Annotated in this window: 16 protein-coding genes; 13 read left to right on the forward strand and 3 right to left on the reverse strand. The window is 65.6% G+C overall.

Annotation, left to right across the window (positions count from 1 at the left end; all coding sequences use genetic code 11):
- Positions 1–73: 73 nt before the first annotated feature.
- The 3 genes from ACO0LU_RS18630 to ACO0LU_RS18640 all read right to left on the reverse strand — a co-directional run bounded on the left by ACO0LU_RS18630 (position 74) and on the right by ACO0LU_RS18640 (position 5,726).
- Complete coding sequence (locus ACO0LU_RS18630; RefSeq protein WP_424792847.1) at positions 74–1,462, reverse strand: hypothetical protein; 1,389 nt, start codon at positions 1,460–1,462, stop codon at positions 74–76.
- Positions 1,459–3,879: a type IV secretory system conjugative DNA transfer family protein gene (locus ACO0LU_RS18635; RefSeq protein WP_424792848.1), complete on the reverse strand. Its 2,421-nt coding sequence runs from the start codon at positions 3,877–3,879 to the stop codon at positions 1,459–1,461. The genes ACO0LU_RS18630 and ACO0LU_RS18635 overlap by 4 nt, the downstream gene beginning before the upstream one ends.
- Positions 3,880–4,940: 1,061 nt before the next feature.
- Positions 4,941–5,726, reverse strand: coding sequence for a hypothetical protein (locus ACO0LU_RS18640; protein ID WP_424792849.1), 786 nt, complete (start codon positions 5,724–5,726; stop codon positions 4,941–4,943).
- A 631-nt stretch (positions 5,727–6,357) separates the two neighbouring features.
- On the opposite strand from ACO0LU_RS18640, the gene ACO0LU_RS18645 reads away from it, so the two are divergent.
- The 13 genes from ACO0LU_RS18645 (at position 6,358) to ACO0LU_RS18705 (ending at position 17,466) form a co-directional block, all read left to right on the forward strand.
- Positions 6,358–6,591 (forward strand): hypothetical protein, encoded by a 234-nt coding sequence (locus ACO0LU_RS18645; RefSeq protein WP_424792850.1) that lies wholly within the window; start codon positions 6,358–6,360, stop codon positions 6,589–6,591.
- Between the two features lie 562 nt (positions 6,592–7,153).
- Positions 7,154–7,984, forward strand: a complete 831-nt coding sequence (locus ACO0LU_RS18650; protein ID WP_424792851.1) for an ATP-grasp domain-containing protein — start codon at positions 7,154–7,156, stop codon at positions 7,982–7,984.
- A gap of 134 nt (positions 7,985–8,118) precedes the next feature.
- On the forward strand, positions 8,119–8,607 hold the full coding sequence (locus tag ACO0LU_RS18655) for a hypothetical protein (RefSeq protein ID WP_424792852.1): 489 nt from the start codon (positions 8,119–8,121) through the stop codon (positions 8,605–8,607).
- Positions 8,604–9,107, forward strand: coding sequence for a hypothetical protein (locus tag ACO0LU_RS18660; RefSeq protein ID WP_424792853.1), 504 nt, complete (start codon positions 8,604–8,606; stop codon positions 9,105–9,107). Before ACO0LU_RS18655 ends, ACO0LU_RS18660 begins: the two co-directional genes overlap by 4 nt.
- Positions 9,108–9,114: 7 nt before the next feature.
- On the forward strand, positions 9,115–9,366 hold the full coding sequence (locus ACO0LU_RS18665) for a hypothetical protein (RefSeq protein WP_424792854.1): 252 nt from the start codon (positions 9,115–9,117) through the stop codon (positions 9,364–9,366).
- Positions 9,363–9,626 carry a hypothetical protein gene (locus tag ACO0LU_RS18670; protein ID WP_424792855.1) on the forward strand — a complete coding sequence of 88 codons (264 nt, stop codon included), beginning with the start codon at positions 9,363–9,365 and terminating at the stop codon, positions 9,624–9,626. The genes ACO0LU_RS18665 and ACO0LU_RS18670 overlap by 4 nt, the downstream gene beginning before the upstream one ends.
- A gap of 135 nt (positions 9,627–9,761) precedes the next feature.
- Positions 9,762–10,529 carry a hypothetical protein gene (locus ACO0LU_RS18675; protein WP_424792856.1) on the forward strand — a complete coding sequence of 256 codons (768 nt, stop codon included), beginning with the start codon at positions 9,762–9,764 and terminating at the stop codon, positions 10,527–10,529.
- A gap of 692 nt (positions 10,530–11,221) precedes the next feature.
- Complete coding sequence (locus ACO0LU_RS18680) at positions 11,222–12,226, forward strand: hypothetical protein (protein ID WP_424792857.1); 1,005 nt, start codon at positions 11,222–11,224, stop codon at positions 12,224–12,226.
- 643 nt (positions 12,227–12,869) lie between these two features.
- Positions 12,870–13,211, forward strand: coding sequence for a hypothetical protein (locus ACO0LU_RS18685; protein WP_424792858.1), 342 nt, complete (start codon positions 12,870–12,872; stop codon positions 13,209–13,211).
- Between the two features lie 295 nt (positions 13,212–13,506).
- Positions 13,507–14,931 (forward strand): hypothetical protein, encoded by a 1,425-nt coding sequence (locus ACO0LU_RS18690; protein ID WP_424792859.1) that lies wholly within the window; start codon positions 13,507–13,509, stop codon positions 14,929–14,931.
- Positions 14,932–15,097: 166 nt separating this feature from the next.
- A complete protein-coding gene (locus ACO0LU_RS18695; RefSeq protein WP_424792860.1) occupies positions 15,098–16,021 on the forward strand; it encodes a hypothetical protein in 924 nt (307 codons plus the stop codon).
- Between the two features lie 38 nt (positions 16,022–16,059).
- Positions 16,060–16,905, forward strand: coding sequence for a hypothetical protein (locus ACO0LU_RS18700; protein WP_424792861.1), 846 nt, complete (start codon positions 16,060–16,062; stop codon positions 16,903–16,905).
- Between the two features lie 159 nt (positions 16,906–17,064).
- Positions 17,065–17,466 (forward strand): helicase associated domain-containing protein, encoded by a 402-nt coding sequence (locus ACO0LU_RS18705; protein WP_424792862.1) that lies wholly within the window; start codon positions 17,065–17,067, stop codon positions 17,464–17,466.
- Positions 17,467–17,849 lie beyond the last annotated feature (383 nt).

The following is a 17,849-nucleotide window of genomic DNA, read 5'->3' on the forward strand; positions in this document are numbered from 1 at the left end:
GTCACCTTGTGCAACGCCTGGGCACCGGCTGGGCATCCCCGAAGTGAGCCTGGGGGTGTGATTCGGCGCACCTCTACCCGCCCTCATCGCGCAGGGTGGTGATGGTCAGCCGGGCTGGTGGTTTCGCCAACGCACCCGGTCCGCGGTGCACGTGTGGGTCGAACCCCTCGCGGTGGCGCGGATCAGGTTGGGGGATGGGGGCGGTGTCGAACCCGGCCACGTTCATCGCGTAGTTGTGGAACTGGTAGGGCTGGCCTGCCCGGCGCAACCACACCGGGGAAGAGATCACCGTGGCCGCTCCGGTGTGACTCGCTTCGGTGCGCTGGGGGTCCATCGGGGTGAAGGGGATGTCGAACTCATCGAGCATGCCTTTGCGGTCCCACGGCTTGCCTTTGGCCCCCGACGGTATGCGGGCGGTCAGGGACAGGAAATCGGTGGTGACTTTGCCGCGGGCGGGGAAGTAGTCATGCCACATCGCCATGCCGATCCGATCGGCATGGCGGGTGCCGGGTACGCCGGGGTACTCATCGACCACCTCGCGGATCATCTTGGTCATCTGGGAGGCGAAGGCGTTGCGCTCCGCCGGTGGGTAACGGTCTGGGGGTGGGGCGCCGATGAACAGCACCGTCAGCCCCGACAGGGACATGGATGCTTTCGACATGTGCTGGGCCCATCGGCGCACCTTGTCCTTGAAGTGCCCGGTGATGGAGGCGGTCAGTTCGATCGCCACACGCATCCCATCAGGGCGGATGAACGCCGCATCGGCTGCGGGGTTCCCCTTGATCTCCTCCCGGCCCAGTCCGGTGCCAAGGAGTAGGTCTAAGGATGCGTAAGTCTCACCCATCACGGCGCCCACGTCGCAGAACTCAGCGACCCGCAATGCCAGCTCGGTGGTGAGCAGGTTGTGCCGGTCGTACTGCCCACCAACGCGCAACCGCCGGCCACCGGTGACCATCACCTGCTCGGGGTAGGTCAGCAGCGGCAGAAGTCGCCGGGTGTAGGTGTCCAGCGCTGATGGGCGAAGCAACCTGGTGTGACTGGCCGGGTGTGCTTGGCCCATGGAGCCGACGAAAGATCCGTGATCCAGCAGCCCGGCAGCGAACGCGGTATCGAGCAACCCGCTGCGCCCCGCAAGGGAGGGGGCACCGACCAAGGCTGCCAACTGCTGGTCGGTCATAGTGCGCCAGGCGTTGACCATCCCGAGCACCTCAAGTTTGCGTCGCCACACCCACGCCGAGGTGAAGGACTCAAACGCCTCATCGGGGTCAATGTCCAGGTGGGCAGGGATGCGGCCAAGACCGGATTCGGCCTGCCTCTTGACGGACTCCGATGACACCCATGAGGCAAGCGCCCCGGACTTCCACAGCCCATCCCAATAGGGGTCCAAACGCGCCGCAGCGCGCACCCGGGGGTGCACCCCACGTGAAGTCAGGTCGGACAGGGCAAGGACGCCATCACTCACGCCGGGGCTGCTCCTACCTGGTCGGGGGAGTACCCCTGAGCGGACAAGAACGCACGTGAGTCGATGCGCCCATCAGCACCGAGGAAGTAGGCCGACTTCAAGGTGAAGGCACTTTGACGTTGGAACCCAACTGAGGCGCGAAGGATCGCGTGATACGGCGCCAAGGTGAGCACGTCGGCCGGCTGCCACTGCGTGCCGTCACCGGCGAAGTCGGCAACCAACTCCTCAGCGGTGGTCGGGTTGGACTGGGTGAAGGCCACCAGGTTGGAAAACGACAGCAGCGCCTCACGCACCTGGTTGTCCAACTGTCGGGGGCGTTGGGTGGCGAAATTCAGCCGCACCCCGTAGGAGCGGCCCCGGTCGCGCAGCCAAGTGATGATGTCCGGTGTAGCACCGGCAAGGTCTTTGAGCTCATCGGCGAAGATCGACACCCACCGGTTCTGCTCCTCCCACCCGGCGCAGGTGCGTTCGATGTTGTACCGCAGGGAAAACATCAACATCGAGGCCATCAACGCCTGCATGTTGGCTTCCATGATGTTGCCCGCCGAGTCCGCCCCGGTCAGCACTGTCACCGCTCGATGGCCTTCCAGGACTTGGCGCCAGGTGACCTTCTTACGCGCGGGGGAGAAGTAGTGGTCCAGTGCCAGCAGTTGGTCGATCTTGTTCCCCGGTGCCCGCTGCAACGCGGCACGTTGGGACGGGCTCACGCTCGGTCCGTACATCAGCGCCAGTGCTTCCCATGCCAGGGTGTAGTCGCTGTGCTTGTGGCCCAACACCTCGCGGGCGTGTTCGTGCTTGGCGTGAATGGCGCCGGCCAACGCGGCACCCCTCTGGTCACCCAGGCGACCCATCAGAACCGAGGCGTAGTAGAGCGCGGATGCACCGCTGGCCAGACCGGGAACCTGGCCGGCGATGTCGTCATCAACGACCAACCCGCCGGTAATGACCATCTTCAGTGTGCGGAACGATTCGTCCTTGATAGACCCATCGGCGAAGGCGTACTGCATGGCGTTGGTGAAGTGCAGAGCGCGTTCCTCCACACTGCCGGGAACATCGAGCAGGTCGATGGCCGGGGAGGCAGGGTTGGACACTTCGACCAGGAGCATCTTGTCGCCCGTGGCGTGCGCCCACGTAAGGGTATTGCGTGCACCGTCGAGTTTGGTCTCGAAGTGGATCAAGGCGTTGCGCGCCCCGGGGTGGTGGGGGCGTGCCGAGGGCATGACCCGCTCCAACATGGACCAGGCCATCACGCCCAGGATGAGTACCGACTTACCGCTTCCGGGCTCACCCAGCACGGCCAGTCCGCCGCGGCCGAGGTCTTGTGCGGAGAGGTAGACCTGCTGCCCGGATTCGGTGGTCCCGACCATCGGGCCGATAGGCCGGGTCATTGCCGTGGCCGCCGCGCGGTCCTTGGTTGAGGAAACCCCCGACAGGGCACCGGCTTGCGGGGCGACGATGGAGGCGGGGATGTGGGGTCCGAGCATGAACGCTTCCTTGTGCAGCGGGTAGCGCCCGCCGGAGAAGTGGGACTCCGCCCTGATGTCATCGACGTCCACCTTGGCCGGTTTGCTCGGCGGAATGATGCGCGACCGTGGCGGGGGCAGGTTGGCTGTCCGTAGTCCCCGTTGGATGCGCGCTTCACGAGTGGGGAGGATGCACGCAGCGGCCAGTGCGGCGATGGCGACCATCGCGCCTGCGGCTGCGGTCGCCATGGTCCAGGGCAGCAGGTCGAAGTAGGCGGCCAGCAGTGCAAGGCCGCCCGGCACGGTAGCCACCAGCGGGGCGCGTACCCGGGAGGGGCGCACCACTTTGGTGCCCAGGTCGAACCCGGGAAGTGAGGAGGCCAAGGTGTCCAGGATTGAGCGGGTGGCCTCCATCGAGGTGGCCCCGGCCCACATGCTGGTGACCAGCGCGTTCGGTGCGGTGGAGTGGTGAGTGGGGCGACGGGTGGACATCCGGAAGGCCAACCAGTTGGACCACCGGCGGTTCTCGAACATGCGCGCTTTGCGCACCACGACCGCCACCCAGGACCCTGCGGGAAGTGTGTCGCCGAGGATGCGGGAGACCTCGGCCAGATCGGCCCCGACCTGTGTGGAGCGGATCGCGGCGTGTTCGCGTTTCCACTTCAGTTGGGCCACGACGTGTCCGAACGACAGGTCGGGCGGTTCGTCCTGCGGTTCGAGGCGCCCGGCCACCGCGTGGGACAGGTTCAATGCCGCGGTGTCCACCCGCTTGGTCGCGGGCATGAGCGCCCAGTGACCCAGTCCGTCCTCGTCGCGGGTGACGATGAGTGTGGTCTGACCGGAGGCCCCGGCCCCGGCGGCGAAAGTGGAGGCGCGCTGTTCGATGGTCGCGGGGTTGTTGTTGATGTCTCCGGCGCGGGTCAGGCGCCAGATCCGGCGGGAGCGAAGTCTCATACTGAGACCCATGCGCACGCGCGAGGGCCCGGTGGGTCCGTTTGGGGCAGGATCAGGGCTGACTTGGGGTGAAAATCCCCCTAGTTCTGCGCACGACCCTTCAATCGTTGCCAGGGTTTTCGCCCCATTCGGCCAGGCTGGCCGCCATCCCCGGTTCCTCCCTGACTCCCACTTGCCACGCCGATGACATGATTTTGGGGGCGCGGCTGCGTGGTGAGTTGCGGTTCGGAACCCTGCCGGGGGCGTCTTGCTTCAGGTGACTTCGCTACGGCCCCCAACGCGGACGCCGCCCCGCTGCGCGGAGCGCCAGTCCAGCTCGTGCATCCCATGTGTGTCCGGGCAATCCGGCCATGGGGCTGCAACACGCCGGCACTTACGAGTAACACCCCGCAACACGCGGTGAGTTACGTCCAAATGCACACCGACACACCGGGAGTTACACGAACAACACCCCAGTCACTGGGGCGCATGACGAACAACGATCACGCCGGCCACTGCCGCCGGCAGGCATCACGAAGGGACATCAAGGACACGCGCAGAGTTACATCAAGAACCACCTCAGGGACCATCGCGCTCCGCGCAGCGGGCTGCACAACGACTTCCGTAGCGAAGGGCACCACACGAAGGGGTCACCACGGGCAACGAGACGGGCACGCCGGAGCAATCAGGGAACACAACGCAGGGGAGGACAACGTCCGACCCTTGGGGAACAACACGAAGGCACACCGGTGTCCATGTCGAAGGCGAACGGCGAAGGCGCGAAGCGCCTGAGCCTCTTATATGCCACCCAGTCCGGCCGGACCATCCGGTTTGCCACCGAGTCCGGCCCATCGCACCGGGCTAGCGCCCCGCCGCTACCGCGGCGACATCAGGCTCGCATGGCTCGCCGCGAACGTGACGGATGGGAATCCTCTCGGCCCACGTGTTGGTGCGCATCCCACTTGTGTTCTGTGCGCAGCGAGTTGACTCAGCGCTACGCCTTGACGGTCGATGCCTGCATTCGAACACCGGTCCAATACCGTAGTTTCAGAAGCCGCTTAACCGATGTCCGCCAGACGGGGTTAATCCCGCTTGTCGTCGTCGGCCTCCGTTCTGGTTAGGTCGATCGCTTCGAGGTGCGCCGCGCGGGGTGAGCGGTTGATGAGCCCGAGTAGGGCGTCGAACTCCTCTCCGACTAGGATCCCTGCCTGTGGTCCCGATTCGAGTTCTGTCTTCAGCACCTGGGCCAACGCTTCTGGAGTGATCTGCTGCGGCTGGGCGTCGGTTCCCGAGACCTGCACTCCTGCGAGGTCGTCCAGGGTGGCTTCCAGCCCAGCGGCAAGCAGCGCCGCGCGCAGCATCAGGCGCTGGTGCTCCTCCGGGCTGATGGTGCGCACCGGTCCAGTAGTGGCGATGTCGGCTGAGCGATCCTGTGACGCTTCGTCTTGGCCGGACGAACTTTGCTCTGCCACCTCTGCGGATTGGGGAGAGTTTGCGCGGCGCCCCTCCTTCAACCTTCGCAGAAGCGCTTGCAGAGGCGGTTGGGCTTTCTTCTTCACCAACTGCCCGATCTCAGGTATTGCGCCAATTTCCCATAGAAACCAAATCGTGGCTTGGATGGCATCAGAGGCGAACTTGACGCCCTCGGCGCGAGCCTCCTCCGCGCGGCGAAGGTCCTCGGCAGTTTGCGCTTCAGACTCCCCGTCCGAGGGGACGTATGGTTTGGGATCGTGGAATTGGGCAGACAGGGTTCCGTCTTCCCGTCGACGCCCGCCCGGCCCAGGCCTGTCGGATGAGATATCGTCGCCGTCCTTGCTCCGCCGGGATGCCTTGACCACAAACAAGTCGTGGTCCTCGTCCGAATCCATCTCCGCCCTCCTTTGACGCTGCCGCACACGCCGGCTCCTGGTAATTGGAGGCTATCGCCTGCAGGGGGCGTTGACCTGCAAGCCAAGGGAAGCAGCTCGTGGGGCGCCAGAGAAGCACAGCGCTTCGTGCTCACCTGGACGCCCTGACCGACCTACTGGATGCTGGACGCTGGTACTTCGGACTGAAGGGACGCCGGCGGCCTGGTGGACTGCGTGACTTTCGTCCAGGCGATGGACCGCGATCGATGTTAAGGGGGGACGAAACCGTCCGCGCGGTGCGCCGGGATGAGACAGAATCGAGGAATGTAGCGCTATGAGTGCGTCGCGGTAACCCTTCCGCAGACACCCTGGGCAACACGTGAAAGAGACCTAACCGGTCGACTGAACGACGTGGCCGCGCACGGGTGGCGGCTAGTGGCTATCCAGCCGCAACATAGCCCGTCCGCGGAGTCGTACGGAATCTTCGAGCGACCTGTTGGCGCCGATGAGTAATCAACCGGACCGCCCTTGGGATCGCGCCGCTCCGAAGTCTGAGGCTGGGGAGGCGAAGAGGTCGTCCTGGCAGCGATGGCTCGGCGTCGCTGGGGCCGTTCTGGTGTTTCTAGCGATTGCCTACTCGTGCGGAAGTTCCATGACTGGCAGTAGCAACTCCGCAGCGTCGGAGTGTCGCAGCCTTGCCAGCGACAGGTACGGAGGAGGCGTTGAGCGCAACCGATTCACCGAGATCACGTTCACTGACGGTGACTTCATCAAGGGCAGAATCGGCGCCTATGTCAACGGCGACGAACGCATCGTGGGCTATTGGGAGTGCTCAACGGAGTCCGGTAGCGCGGTCATCACGTTTTACTCGGACGCTGCTGGTTGACCTAACCTCACCGCCCACTAGTCCTCGGGCGTTCCGCACTGGAGCGCACCCGCGCGAGTGAGCCCACACGGCCAGGGCATAGCACCGCGTTGGCTCTGACGCCCTCTTCCCGCCGTCTGACGGATACCAGCCTCTGGCGCCTGCGCCTGTCGGTATCAGGTGGCGGCGGGCTGATCGGCCCGCACACCTAAGGGGTATGGATACCAGCATCCCCCGGCACGTCGCAGACCAGATCATCGCTGATGTCACCGACTCGCTATGGCTGGCCGGGGAGCGCGCCAGCGTGGCAGCCGATGCGTGGGAGCGGGGTTGGGACGGCCTGGCACAGAAAGCCCGCAAGCCCTCGATGGGGTTCGTCCGTTCGCCGACCGGGTGCTGGCCGAACTGGGGGAGCACCACCGGCGCCGACCCCGCCGACCCGCACATTATCCGGACTAAGGCACTGGGACTTAACCAGCAGCAGCCCGGAGCCGACCCTCATCGGGGTCCCGTGCCTGAGATGTGTACTGGAGGATCGCCGGGCACGTCGTCTTGCGCGTGCCGTCCAGGATCGGGCTGCGACATGATGGGCACCGGTGGCTTCACTGAGTTGCGGGTGGTGAGCCCGGCCGCGTGGTTGGCTCGCGACCTGTCCAACCAGGACGTCATCCCTGTTGCTGGCGACATCGGCCTGTGGGCGCCGAAGCAGTGGCGCCATCTGGCGTGGTGGATGCCCGGCTCACACGCTGCCCGCCTGGCCGCATCCGGTGTGCACCCGAGGTTGCAGACCCCGGGGTGGGCGGCGCTGTCGATGTTCGACACAAGTGTGCTGGGCCGGCAGGTGTCAGCGGTCCAACTGCAGCACCTGGAGGAGTTCGGCGGTGAGCACTTCGTCAAACCGGCCGACGTGAAAGTCGAGGCACTTCCGGCGTCGATGACCACCGGAGAGGCATTCCTGCGCGCCGCCCAGGATGCGGGGATGCCCAGCGACCTACCGGTGTTGGTGAGTGACCCGGTGAACTTCACCCACGAGTACCGGTGCTTCATCGCAAGCGGCCAAGTGGTAGCCGCCAGTGCGTACCTGATCGAGGGCTCGACCTGGGGTGCGTGGCACCCGGCTGACCTGCCCCCGACTGAGGATGCGGTCGCCTTCGCCACCGACGCCGCTGCACAGTTGAAGATGCCTCACCTGCCCGGCGGGTGGGTGCTGGATGTGGGCCTCATCGACGCCCGGCAGTGGGCAGTGGTGGAGACCAACCCAGCGTGGTGTTCCAACCCGTACTGGTCCACCGAAGGCGATGCGACTGGTGTGGTGCGGGCCATTCTGGCGGCGCAGGGTGATGCACCAGCGCCCGCCTTGCAATGGCAGGGACCGCAGCGGCACACGCCTGCAGGCCCGCTGCCACGGCGGTGAACGATCGCCGATGATGAGGTGCCCTCGCCGAGGGGTGATGTGCCCGCAGTGCTTCATGCAGATCCCGGCCTCTGGTGCCTGTGACTGCGGGTATGAGGTGGCGGCGGCCTGATCGGCCCGCACACCTAAAGGGTATGGATACCAACATCTCCCGGCACCGGGCCGGCCAGCCCATCGGTGGCCAGTTCGCCCCTGCCCGCAAGCCCGCTTCGGGGATCCACCTGTCCCGCGACCGAATGCTCGGTTACGGGCTGCTGGATGCCACCGAGCACGGCCAGGACCCAGTTGCCTACTTGCGTGCCCATACCCCGGAGTTGACCGAAGGGCAGATGGACCACATCGCCGAGGCCGCACACCTGTACCGCACCTACCTCGACTGTGAGGGCGACGGTGAAGACCGTGCCGCCGGCCTGAGTGATGACCACCCAGAGGCGCTGGTGGCGATGAGTGACTTCGAGGCAATGAACGAGCCTGATCGGCCCGGTGAGGACTCCTACGCCGGTGTGGACACCGTGGCTTACTCCGAAGCGCTGGCACAGGCGTGGCAGGAGGAGACCCATTCCCGCATGAAGGCGGCCCTGGACCGGGCGGCCACGACTCAGGCCGCTAGGAGTGCAGCATGAGAGGTTTGCGGAGGAAGAAGAACACCGGAGAGCCGGGCAACCCTGGCCAATTTGGCTCCGGGCCCCGGCCCGCATCCGGGTTGTCGCTGCGCAGCGAGCCGGCTACTGAGCCATCCTTGGCGCCCACACCGGGGATGAACGCACGCACCAGGTCCATCGTGAAGGGGTTGGCCGCGCACGGGATGCACGGGCGCGTGACGAACGTCGAGAAGAGGCAGAGCATCACCAGGCTGCACATCGCATCCGGTGATTACCGTATGGACATCAGCACCGAGGACACCACCAACTACCTGTCGGTGGGGGTCTCCACTGCCTCAGCCCAAGCCCGCTTCGCTTCCGATGGCTACTACTCCGAGCCCCTCAACCCTGAACTGGTCGCCAACCGGGCCAAGGCGGTCCTGTTGCAGCGAGAGGTGGTTAACCGTGGCGCTGCGGGCGCGGCCGGGTGCATACATGTCCGCACTGGGAAGTGCGGACCCCCGCAGCCCCGCCGGCGTTGACGTCGGGGTGACAGACCACAGCCACGACCCGCACGCCTCCGCGACGATGGACACCGAAGGCAACCTGCAAGTTTTCTCTGGCGGGCGCTCCGTACACAATGAGGCCAAGCAGGACCAGGTGGCCGGCAGGCTCGCCCGCGCGATGGGGTTCAGCGAGGAGGCCAGCACCCGTGAAGACCTGAAGGCGGCCCTTGATGATGCTCGCAACCACGCCGAGAGGTCCGAGTCCTACCAGGCATTCTTCCCGGGGTCGGCATGAGCAACCAGAACATCACCCATCAGCCCTCCGGCCAGCCGACCGGTGGCCAGTTCGCCGAAGCGGTTAAGTCTGCCTCCGGCATCTCGTTGAGCACCGGCGCATCGGATCAGATCAGGCCCGTCGTTGCACTGCAGGTCTTCGGGCCAGACCGGCCCCTGGCAGCCCGCCGCGCCTACCACCAGATGGTTGAAGCGCGCGAGAAGTACGAGCGGGTAGCCCTGGCCATGGACGCTCATTCCGAGCGGGCCAAGGTTGCCTAGACATCGCCCGTAAGAACCGTGAGCAGTATTCGGAGTACGGCGACTCCGTCCTGAACCGACTACAACTGCGGCACCCGCCGGCGAGCCACCACTCCTGGCTCCTGCCACAGCCCGCGGCCCGGACACATCACCCACATGAGCACTCACGACATCCCGCGACAACCGTCCGGCCAGCCAACCGGAGGACAGTTCGCCGAGACCAGCAAACCTTCCTCCGGTCTCGCCCTCGCCGGCGATGACAGCCCGGGCACCTGCCTCCAGTGCGGTGGCCCGACCGAAATAGACTCAGGTGAGGTCTCCTACCACTTGAGTGAAGATGGCGAGTTCGACTATGCCGCCGACGCTGACCATGTCGCCCTGTCTGACAATGGCCTACAGGCCACGACCGTCGCCGCCCATCCCTCCTGGGCACCGGAGGAGGTGGACAGGTTCGTCGACCGCGGCTCGGACTGGCTGCTGGATGCACTGGAGCGCTTCCCCGTTGATGAACCCGAGGTGGAGTACACCCGCTACCCGATAGTGGCCGGTGAGCACATCACTGAAACACCTGTTCATCCCGAAGATGTGGGAGGGCAGTGGGCGCCCGGCGATGTTGAGCGCCTGGAAGGGGAGTTCCGGCAGTTCGTGGAGCAGAACAGCCACCTGATCGACGCGGCCATGCGCCAGCGCCCGAAATGGTACGGCGATTCGCCCAGTAAGTTCGCCCGCGACTTCATGCTCAGCCGCACCGCCGGCAGTGAGGGGTTCGCTCAGCGCAACCTGTATCAGGTGGGCACCGACCTGCACGAAGCGGCTTCGGCCTACCCGGATGTGCGCCCCCAGTTCGATGAGGAGGAGGGCCTGGTTCGCATCGTTGAGGTCCCCAAGAGCACCAACCCATACCGGCCGTACTTCGGGACTTGAAAGGAACAACAACCATGAGCAATGCCAACCAGAACATCCCGCGAGAACCCGGCGGCCGCCCACAGGTGGCCAGTTTGCTGAGCAGGGCTAAGGCAGTCTCGGGCGTGAGCCTGCAGTCCGCCGGGCAGCCCGCCCCGGACCACCGCGGACGGGTCACCATGAAGCCCGGGCGTTGGCCGACTGGGCTGGCCCAAACTCGCACCACACCGCCATGCCGGTGAACGACCCCGAGTTGAACCACTCGTGAGGCCCGCAGGGCGGCCACCGCGGTGTTACCCAGGGCCTGCGTCCGCCGCCTCCCGCTGTGGCGCTACCGGCTAACCTGGTGCGCCCCCGGACTGATCCGGTGACCGATGGCTTCTCGTGATCGTCTCCGAGCGTGCGTTGATCGACCGCGAGCCATTGCAGAGTCCTTGGCCCACGAGGGCCCGAGACCCCACCGCACCGTCCCCAACTGCCCATGCACCGACTGGTCGGCTCACTGCCGACGACCGCTCGACAACGATCCGGACAGCCTGCACCTGCGCAAAGTTCCACGCTGGCTCGCGCTCCCGATCGTGCACCTACTCCACCCGGAAAGCGTCGATCAAGTCGGCGTCACGGCGCGCAATCGCGTATCTGCCCGCTATGTAGGTGACCGTCTTTACCATTGTGGGCATGACTAAGGCAGCCCCGGAACCCGAGGCCCAGCGGTGACCGCAGTATGGGAAGCTCTTTCGGCCATCGGGACACTGCTTGCCGTCCTGGTGGCTGTCGGCGTTGCCGTCCGTGAGGGCAGGCGAGCGAACCGAGCTGAACGGGAACTTCGCGACGACCGGGCACGGCAGGAGGAAGAGCGGCGCCGCGCCGTCGCTGCAGTAGTCACTGCCATTGTGGAGGAGCGGCACGATCCCTCTCCCGATGGCACGCACTACGTGCGGCGCGACAGATTGATTCTCACGAATGCAAGTGGGGAGCCGGTCTTTGGCGTTGTGCTCGGGGTGGCACGCGGCGAGCCTCCCATTGCCCTGGGACCAGTCTTTGGCCCTCGATCGATTCCTGTACTACCCGCTGGCAGTGAACGTGAGTGGGACGTGTCGTTCGCCATGCTGGCGACCCAGCCCTTATACGGGGCTATCTACGAGCCCATCTCGGTCGAACTGACATTCGTTGACGCGCGAGGTGCTACTTGGCGGCGCGAACTCGACGGTTCGCTGAACGAACTAGGACCTGACTACACCAGTCCGCCCTACGCCAGCGTCCCCGACGACGTGGGCCACCAACAGGTGCGGGACCTTGCAAACCCCTATAACCCGATGCCCATAGTGCTCGCATTCTTGACTGACCTTGACCACGAGAGAACCACGGCGGCTATCGAGCCCTACCTTGCGCCCACCGCGGAAGGCTGGAGGGGGATAACCGACGCTGAGGTCAGAGAGATCGCAGAGGGACTGGCCGAGGCGGGTCTACCATCACATGTGTGGCACCCTGCGCCGTACGTGGCCATCGTGCGGCTTCTTCCCGGCCTTGGCGAGGCGGATCCCGCGGACTTCGTCGCTGCCGGCGGACCCATGACCCATCTGACCATGGTGTTCATCCACAGCCAAGGATGGCGGGTGTTCCATCTCGGTCCTCCGATCGATCCGGACTCCATCCCGTTCCCGCCGGGGACGCTAACCAGCAGCCCACGCGGAGGTCCGCCCGTCGACGCTGACTGATGCGGCACCGCCCTGCTTCACCATTGTGCTCGCTCGTGCCGGATGGTCGCCTCCCCTCGACTGCTCGGAGTGCAGGAATGATTCCTGACCCGCCTCCGCAGTTCGCTCGAGGGGCCGGGAGCACCGGAAGCGGCCTTCGAGGCCGCATTGAGCCTGTTTTGGGGCTGATCCGGGTGTCAATTGACACCTTTTTCCCAACTTTGACACCTGCGAGGTGTCAAAACATTCTGAGCGTCTTCGCAGGTCAGAGGGGATGCGGAGGTCTAAAAACGGTGTTTTGACACCTTGACACCCTTCCCAGTGCATACGTATAGGGAAATCGGGGTATCTATCTTCAACATATATAGGTGCCCGCGCGCACGTGTAGGTGTGTGTTTGTGGTGTGAAGGTGTCAAAACATACATACATACATACTCACGTGCGCTCTGACCTGCACTTTTGACTCACCCTTGACTTGACACCTTTTGGAAAACCGAGGTGTCAAAGTGGTGCAAGATCGGCGTCAACACCGACTTTCCCGCATGATTCCGCCGATCGTGGAGGTGTCAAAAGGTGTCAACCCGCTGATCGGGGCATTTCTGGCAGCAGCGGCGGGTGGGTCCCGGCCACCGACCACCCCCGTCTCACCGCGATGCACCGGACCATGGCCTCCGTCGCGGAGAAGGTCCAGGAGTTCAATGGCACCCCCGGCAAGCCCCAGGAGCCTTCGGAGGCCGAGCGCACTGCCGACCTGGCTGATGAGTGGGTGGACGCTATCGAGCGGGTCCCCGCGCAGCCGAAAGCCACGATAAAGGCGTGGATGGACGCCCGCAACGGCCAGCAGGTGCGCACCTACCAGTTCACCCACGACGTTGACACCAATACCGCCTCCAGCCCCTGGTCGCCCGGCGCGCGCATCGTGCGCGCCACCAAGGCGTCCTTGGTGCAGATGGACCGCGGTGAGGGCAGGAACCGTCCACCCGCGACTACGCAGGGTGCCGGGTGATCGGCGCCGGCGATGATGTGCTGGCCATCGAGACCGACTTCGGTGAGGACAAGCAGGTCGCGGTGTACGTCGCCGAGTAGTCGTTCAGCCATCGTGGTTACCTCTGCGGTGGCTTCAGTGCACCCACGTGCCCGAGCAGGGAGCAGTTCACCACTCTTGGCCAGTGCGAACGCCCATCCCGCCCGGACACATCACCAACATGAGCACCCGTAACCCGACTCAACCGCGTCAGCCCCAAGGCCGACCAAGTGGCGGCGAGTTCGTTGAACACCAGCGGGCCTCTGCTGGCCTGGCCTTGACCGCCCAAGACGGGGACCAGGAGCAGGGCGACCTACCCAGCGTGCAGGAGTCTCTGGATGCTCTTGCTGCGCATTTCGAGCAGACGGCTTTTGCACCAGAGGTGTCTCGTCAGTACGCCCAGGGGCACCTGGAGGCAACGCTGGAGGCGGCCGGGTCCGATGTGCCAAAGGAGTACGTGGCGGCCGTACTGGTCAGCGACCACAAGACCAGGGACGCCTACCGCCGGTCTCTGGGGTCTAGCCACCTTGTTGGGCCTGTCATCACTGAGGCGTGGCGCGATGGGATGCCGCACGACTGGGCCGAGCAGATGGCCGACCGCGGACCGAAGTGGTCGCAGGACTGCGCCCAGCGCTGGTCGCAAGGGCTGACCGCAGACGAACTGGACCGCCTGGATGCCGCTGGTCTGGCCAAAAACCCGACCATGGCCATCGCCTATGCCGGCAAGGACCACGATGAGGTCAACCGCTGGCTGGAGGCCGCCCGGGACGATGAGGAGTTCGCCACCTACCTCGCCCGCTACCAGGGGCACCAGGGCATCGGGACCTACATCGAAGAAGGCGTGCCGCTACAGGATGTGAAACTGTGCCACGAACTGGGGGCTGAGCCCGGCCTGGCCCGCCACGGCCTGCGCTGCCAGGATGGGGCGGTGCAGAAGGGGCCGGGTGCCATCCGGGAACTGGTGCAGTACGCCGAGCAGATCGGTCAGTCCACCGACGAGGCCCGCGCTGCGATCGCCCTGGGACTGGATGCCAAAGAGGTCAAGCCTTACGGCGCGAACGTGATGATGGACCACATTCCCGTCTACCAGCGCTCCGGGGTGGAGCCCAAGGTGGTCAAGTCCCTGCTGGCCCGTGACCGCGGGCTGGAACCACACGACGTGGCCGCCCTGTCCAAGGCCGGGGTGAAGACCGGCAAGGACCTGACCGCCTGGCGCAAGACAGTAGATCCCCGCGGTGTGCGCCTGCGCGCGGAAGTGTTCAGCGACATCACGGCTGTGGCCAGCAGCGGGGTACGCCCCGAGGTCACCGCCGACCTGAAGAAGGGTGGGGTGCCACTGGCAGCCATCCCGACCGTGCACGCCGCAGGCATCAGCGACATCACCCCGTGGGCGCAGGCGTTGCAGCCCCGCGCCCAGACCGGAGTTCACGTCGGCGGTAACCCTGCACAGGCAGCGGCCCAGCACATCGCCGCCTTCGCCAATGCCGGTGGTACCCCGGACCAACTGGCCCGGGCCCAGCGTGGCGGCATCCCGCTGACCGAAGTGGCCGTCCACACCAGGTCCACCCCGCAACAGTTATGGGACGCCGGTGCCACCGGCAGGAAGCGGGTGCTGGCAGATGAGGCCCGGATGCGTCATGAATACGGCTCGATGGCCCCGCCGCTGCAACCCTGGCCGGCAGGTGGCCCTGACGACCTCTGACCTGAGTTGGGTGGCTCCGCCACGGACACCAAGGGGGTCACACTCTCCCGGGCCACACATGGACGCCAAGATGTGTAGGCAAAGATTGGGGGAGATTATCGAATCGTAATCGTCCACAGGGACCCAACGTTCGGCCCACCTCAGTGCGCCCGGACACACCATCGTCATGAGCAACCAGCACATCGTCCGCCATCCGTCCGGCCAGCCCACCGGTGGCCAGTTCGCAGAGAGCCAGCGAGCCTCGGCCGGGATAGCCCTCGGCCTGGAGTCCGACGGCGGCGCCCTGATCGTTGCCGATGCGATCGACCAACTGGAAGCCGAGGAGGGTCTGTACCCCGATGTGCTGCAGGACCGCAGCGGTGCTGTGGAGCAGATGCGGGCCAACCCTGATGACCCGGCGCTTGCCAAGTACGCACGCCGGATGCTGGACACCGCGCCAGAACTGCTTGATGCCAACCCCACGTGGCAGCCGGCCAGCGGCGTGCCCGCAGGCGATGAGATGTACTCCAAGACCTACGGCGGACGAGCGCTGACCACCGACGGCCAGTACCGGTCCACCACCGAGATCAACAAGATGATCCGTGCGGACATCAAGAATGCCGTCGCCGGCGGCTACCTGCCCGAGGACCTGGACTACCGGGTGCACAAGCACGACAGTTCGTTGTCTTCTTCGATCAACATCACCGCCGAAGGGACGGGGCCGCTGGAGTATTACGACCGGCGTGATGCACTGAGGGGCTACGGTGAGCCGCAGTTGCAGAAGTCGCCTTACGTCAAGGAGATCGAGAAGCGGCTGGGCAAGATCGCCTTCCAGTACAACTGGGACGGCTCAGACACCCAGAGCGACTACTTCGACGTGAACTTCTACCAGGACGCCCGGGTGGTCAGCCCCCTGGATGCCGCTCGCAGCCGCGCTTATGAGTTGCGCGCCAAGTCGGCCAAGGCCCACAAGGCCGGTGACCAGGAGAAGGCCCACGCGCTGCTGGCGGACCTGAAGCGCGTCCGGCGCCATCACGACGACATGTACGAGATGGCCGAAGACATCGCCCGTGACCTGGGTGCGCAGGTGGACCGCTACTCCCGGCCCTGACCGCTGATGGATCCGGTGCGCCCGCACACATCACCACCATGAGCAGTCACAATCAGAACACCTTTCGCCAGCCCTCCGGCCAACCCACCGGCGGCCAGTTCGCCGAGAACCACAAACCCGCCTCCGAGCTGGGTCTGGCACCACAGGGCGACGGAATAGACGCTTCAGTGCAAGTCTTGGGTGAGCGACTGGGGCAACTGGTGCCAGGTGCACACATCACCGATGCCGGCTACTCCAGCGATGCGGGCAGGCGCATCGACCTGCGCGCCACGACCGGGCAGGTGATGTTCGGCGAGGAGGCCGCTGCCGATGTGAGGGTGGTGGCAACAGCGGATGCCGATGGGCGCCTGAAGGACAGCCCCACGCTCTACGTGGCGTGGAATGAGGAGGGCCCCGACGGCCGGACGAGGTGGGAGAACACCTTAGTTGATGCCGATTCGGACAGCGTCGATGACCTGAGTAGGGATCTGGACCAGGCGGTGCACCACGGACGCCAGCAGGCACGGCGGCAGGAGGCAGTCAACGCCGAGATCAACAGCGCGGGCATCACCCGGGCCGAGCAGGGCGGCGCTGACCGTCCCCCTCAGGTCACTGCTGTCGTCGATGGGCCGAGCCTGCACCTGCTGGGCAACCGGGGTGAGAACTTCACCGACATCACCCTGGACATCTACGCCGATGACAGCAGTTGGGCGCCCACCATCAAACCGGCCGGACTGGGCTCCATGCCGGTGCCACCGCAGTCGCGCCGGATGGTGCTAGACCGTGTGGGCCGCAGCGTCCTGGCCTCCACCGGGCAGTTCGAGAAGATGAAGGGCCCAGGATCGGGAAAGGACTACCTGTACTCCTTGATGGGCCGCCTGCAGGACGTGCCGTACCGGCCCTAACCCCGCCCGCCGGGCAGGTGCGCCCGTCATCTCTCCGGGTTGTAGGCCCCACCCCTGGTTCCATCTCCCGAAGGGGGTCGTCAGCGTATTCGCAGGCTGAGCGGACGCATCCGGGCTAGATCCCAGCGAGGGGATCTAGGAACCGACCAGAGGAGCGGCATGGCTCGCAAGCGAGTCTCGTTCAAGGAGCGGATACAGCAGTACGCCGCGTTCCGAGTTGAACACGGGCGAGATCCCTCAGAGGGGTCGTCGGATCGCCACGAGAAGGTCATTGCGCGCTGGCTGCACTACCAGCGCTGGGCCGCCCGCCGGGGTCGGCTGGCACCTGAGCGGGTGCAACTGCTCGATGAAGTGAACCCGCACTGGAGCCAGCAGCGTCACCGGCCTCGTGCGCTGTTCGACCAACGGCTCCGGGAGTATGCCGCCTTCCTGGCCACCCGCGGGCGTGACCCGAGCCGCAAAACGAAGTCAGCCAGCCAGGAGAAACTTTGCGCCCCACGGGCCCAGGCACCGGACGCCGCGGTTCCGGGGTGGCGCACCGGGAGCGGGGGCGCGGGCTAGAAGAAGGCAGGACGCCCCAACCAGGGGTGTGGCACATGCTGTCCGGTTCCGCACACCTTGCAGGTGGCGGTCAGCGACGCGACGGTTGCAGGTGCTCTTACGAAAAGCGGAATGCCGATGAACTCAACGACTGATCCGGGATGAGGGAACATGGGCGAAGCAGTCTTCGGGCTCGTCGGCGCCATCATCGGGGCGACTCTCAGCGCCCTGGTCGTGTGGCGCGTAGGCCGCTCCGACCGCCGGCAGCGTGAGAATGCAGCAGCAGCGGATCGCCGGCAGCGCCACGAAGCCGCACGCAAGGATCAATGGTGGGCACGAACTCAGTGGGCACTGGACTTGATCCTGCACGATTCCCATAGGGCCCGAATGGTGGGGTGGGATGT

Source organism: Pseudactinotalea sp. Z1748, assembly GCF_049725185.1.
GTDB lineage: Bacteria > Actinomycetota > Actinomycetes > Actinomycetales > Beutenbergiaceae > CALKWS01.

What these genes read in the sequence shown, in the direction of transcription:
- ACO0LU_RS18685 (WP_424792858.1), top strand. Translation starts at nt 12,870, where the DNA reads ATGGCCTCCGTCGCGGAGAAGGTCCAGGAGTTCAATGGCACCCCCGGC.
- ACO0LU_RS18655 (WP_424792852.1), top strand. Translation starts at nt 8,119, where the DNA reads ATGGATACCAACATCTCCCGGCACCGGGCCGGCCAGCCCATCGGTGGC.
- ACO0LU_RS18660 (WP_424792853.1), top strand. Translation starts at nt 8,604, where the DNA reads ATGAGAGGTTTGCGGAGGAAGAAGAACACCGGAGAGCCGGGCAACCCT.
- ACO0LU_RS18675 (WP_424792856.1), top strand. Translation starts at nt 9,762, where the DNA reads ATGAGCACTCACGACATCCCGCGACAACCGTCCGGCCAGCCAACCGGA.
- ACO0LU_RS18700 (WP_424792861.1), top strand. Translation starts at nt 16,060, where the DNA reads ATGAGCAGTCACAATCAGAACACCTTTCGCCAGCCCTCCGGCCAACCC.
- ACO0LU_RS18650 (WP_424792851.1), top strand. Translation starts at nt 7,154, where the DNA reads ATGATGGGCACCGGTGGCTTCACTGAGTTGCGGGTGGTGAGCCCGGCC.
- ACO0LU_RS18640 (WP_424792849.1), bottom strand. Translation starts at nt 5,726, where the DNA reads ATGGATTCGGACGAGGACCACGACTTGTTTGTGGTCAAGGCATCCCGG.
- ACO0LU_RS18705 (WP_424792862.1), top strand. Translation starts at nt 17,065, where the DNA reads ATGGCTCGCAAGCGAGTCTCGTTCAAGGAGCGGATACAGCAGTACGCC.
- ACO0LU_RS18645 (WP_424792850.1), top strand. Translation starts at nt 6,358, where the DNA reads ATGACTGGCAGTAGCAACTCCGCAGCGTCGGAGTGTCGCAGCCTTGCC.
- ACO0LU_RS18635 (WP_424792848.1), bottom strand. Translation starts at nt 3,879, where the DNA reads ATGAGACTTCGCTCCCGCCGGATCTGGCGCCTGACCCGCGCCGGAGAC.
- ACO0LU_RS18695 (WP_424792860.1), top strand. Translation starts at nt 15,098, where the DNA reads ATGAGCAACCAGCACATCGTCCGCCATCCGTCCGGCCAGCCCACCGGT.
- ACO0LU_RS18670 (WP_424792855.1), top strand. Translation starts at nt 9,363, where the DNA reads ATGAGCAACCAGAACATCACCCATCAGCCCTCCGGCCAGCCGACCGGT.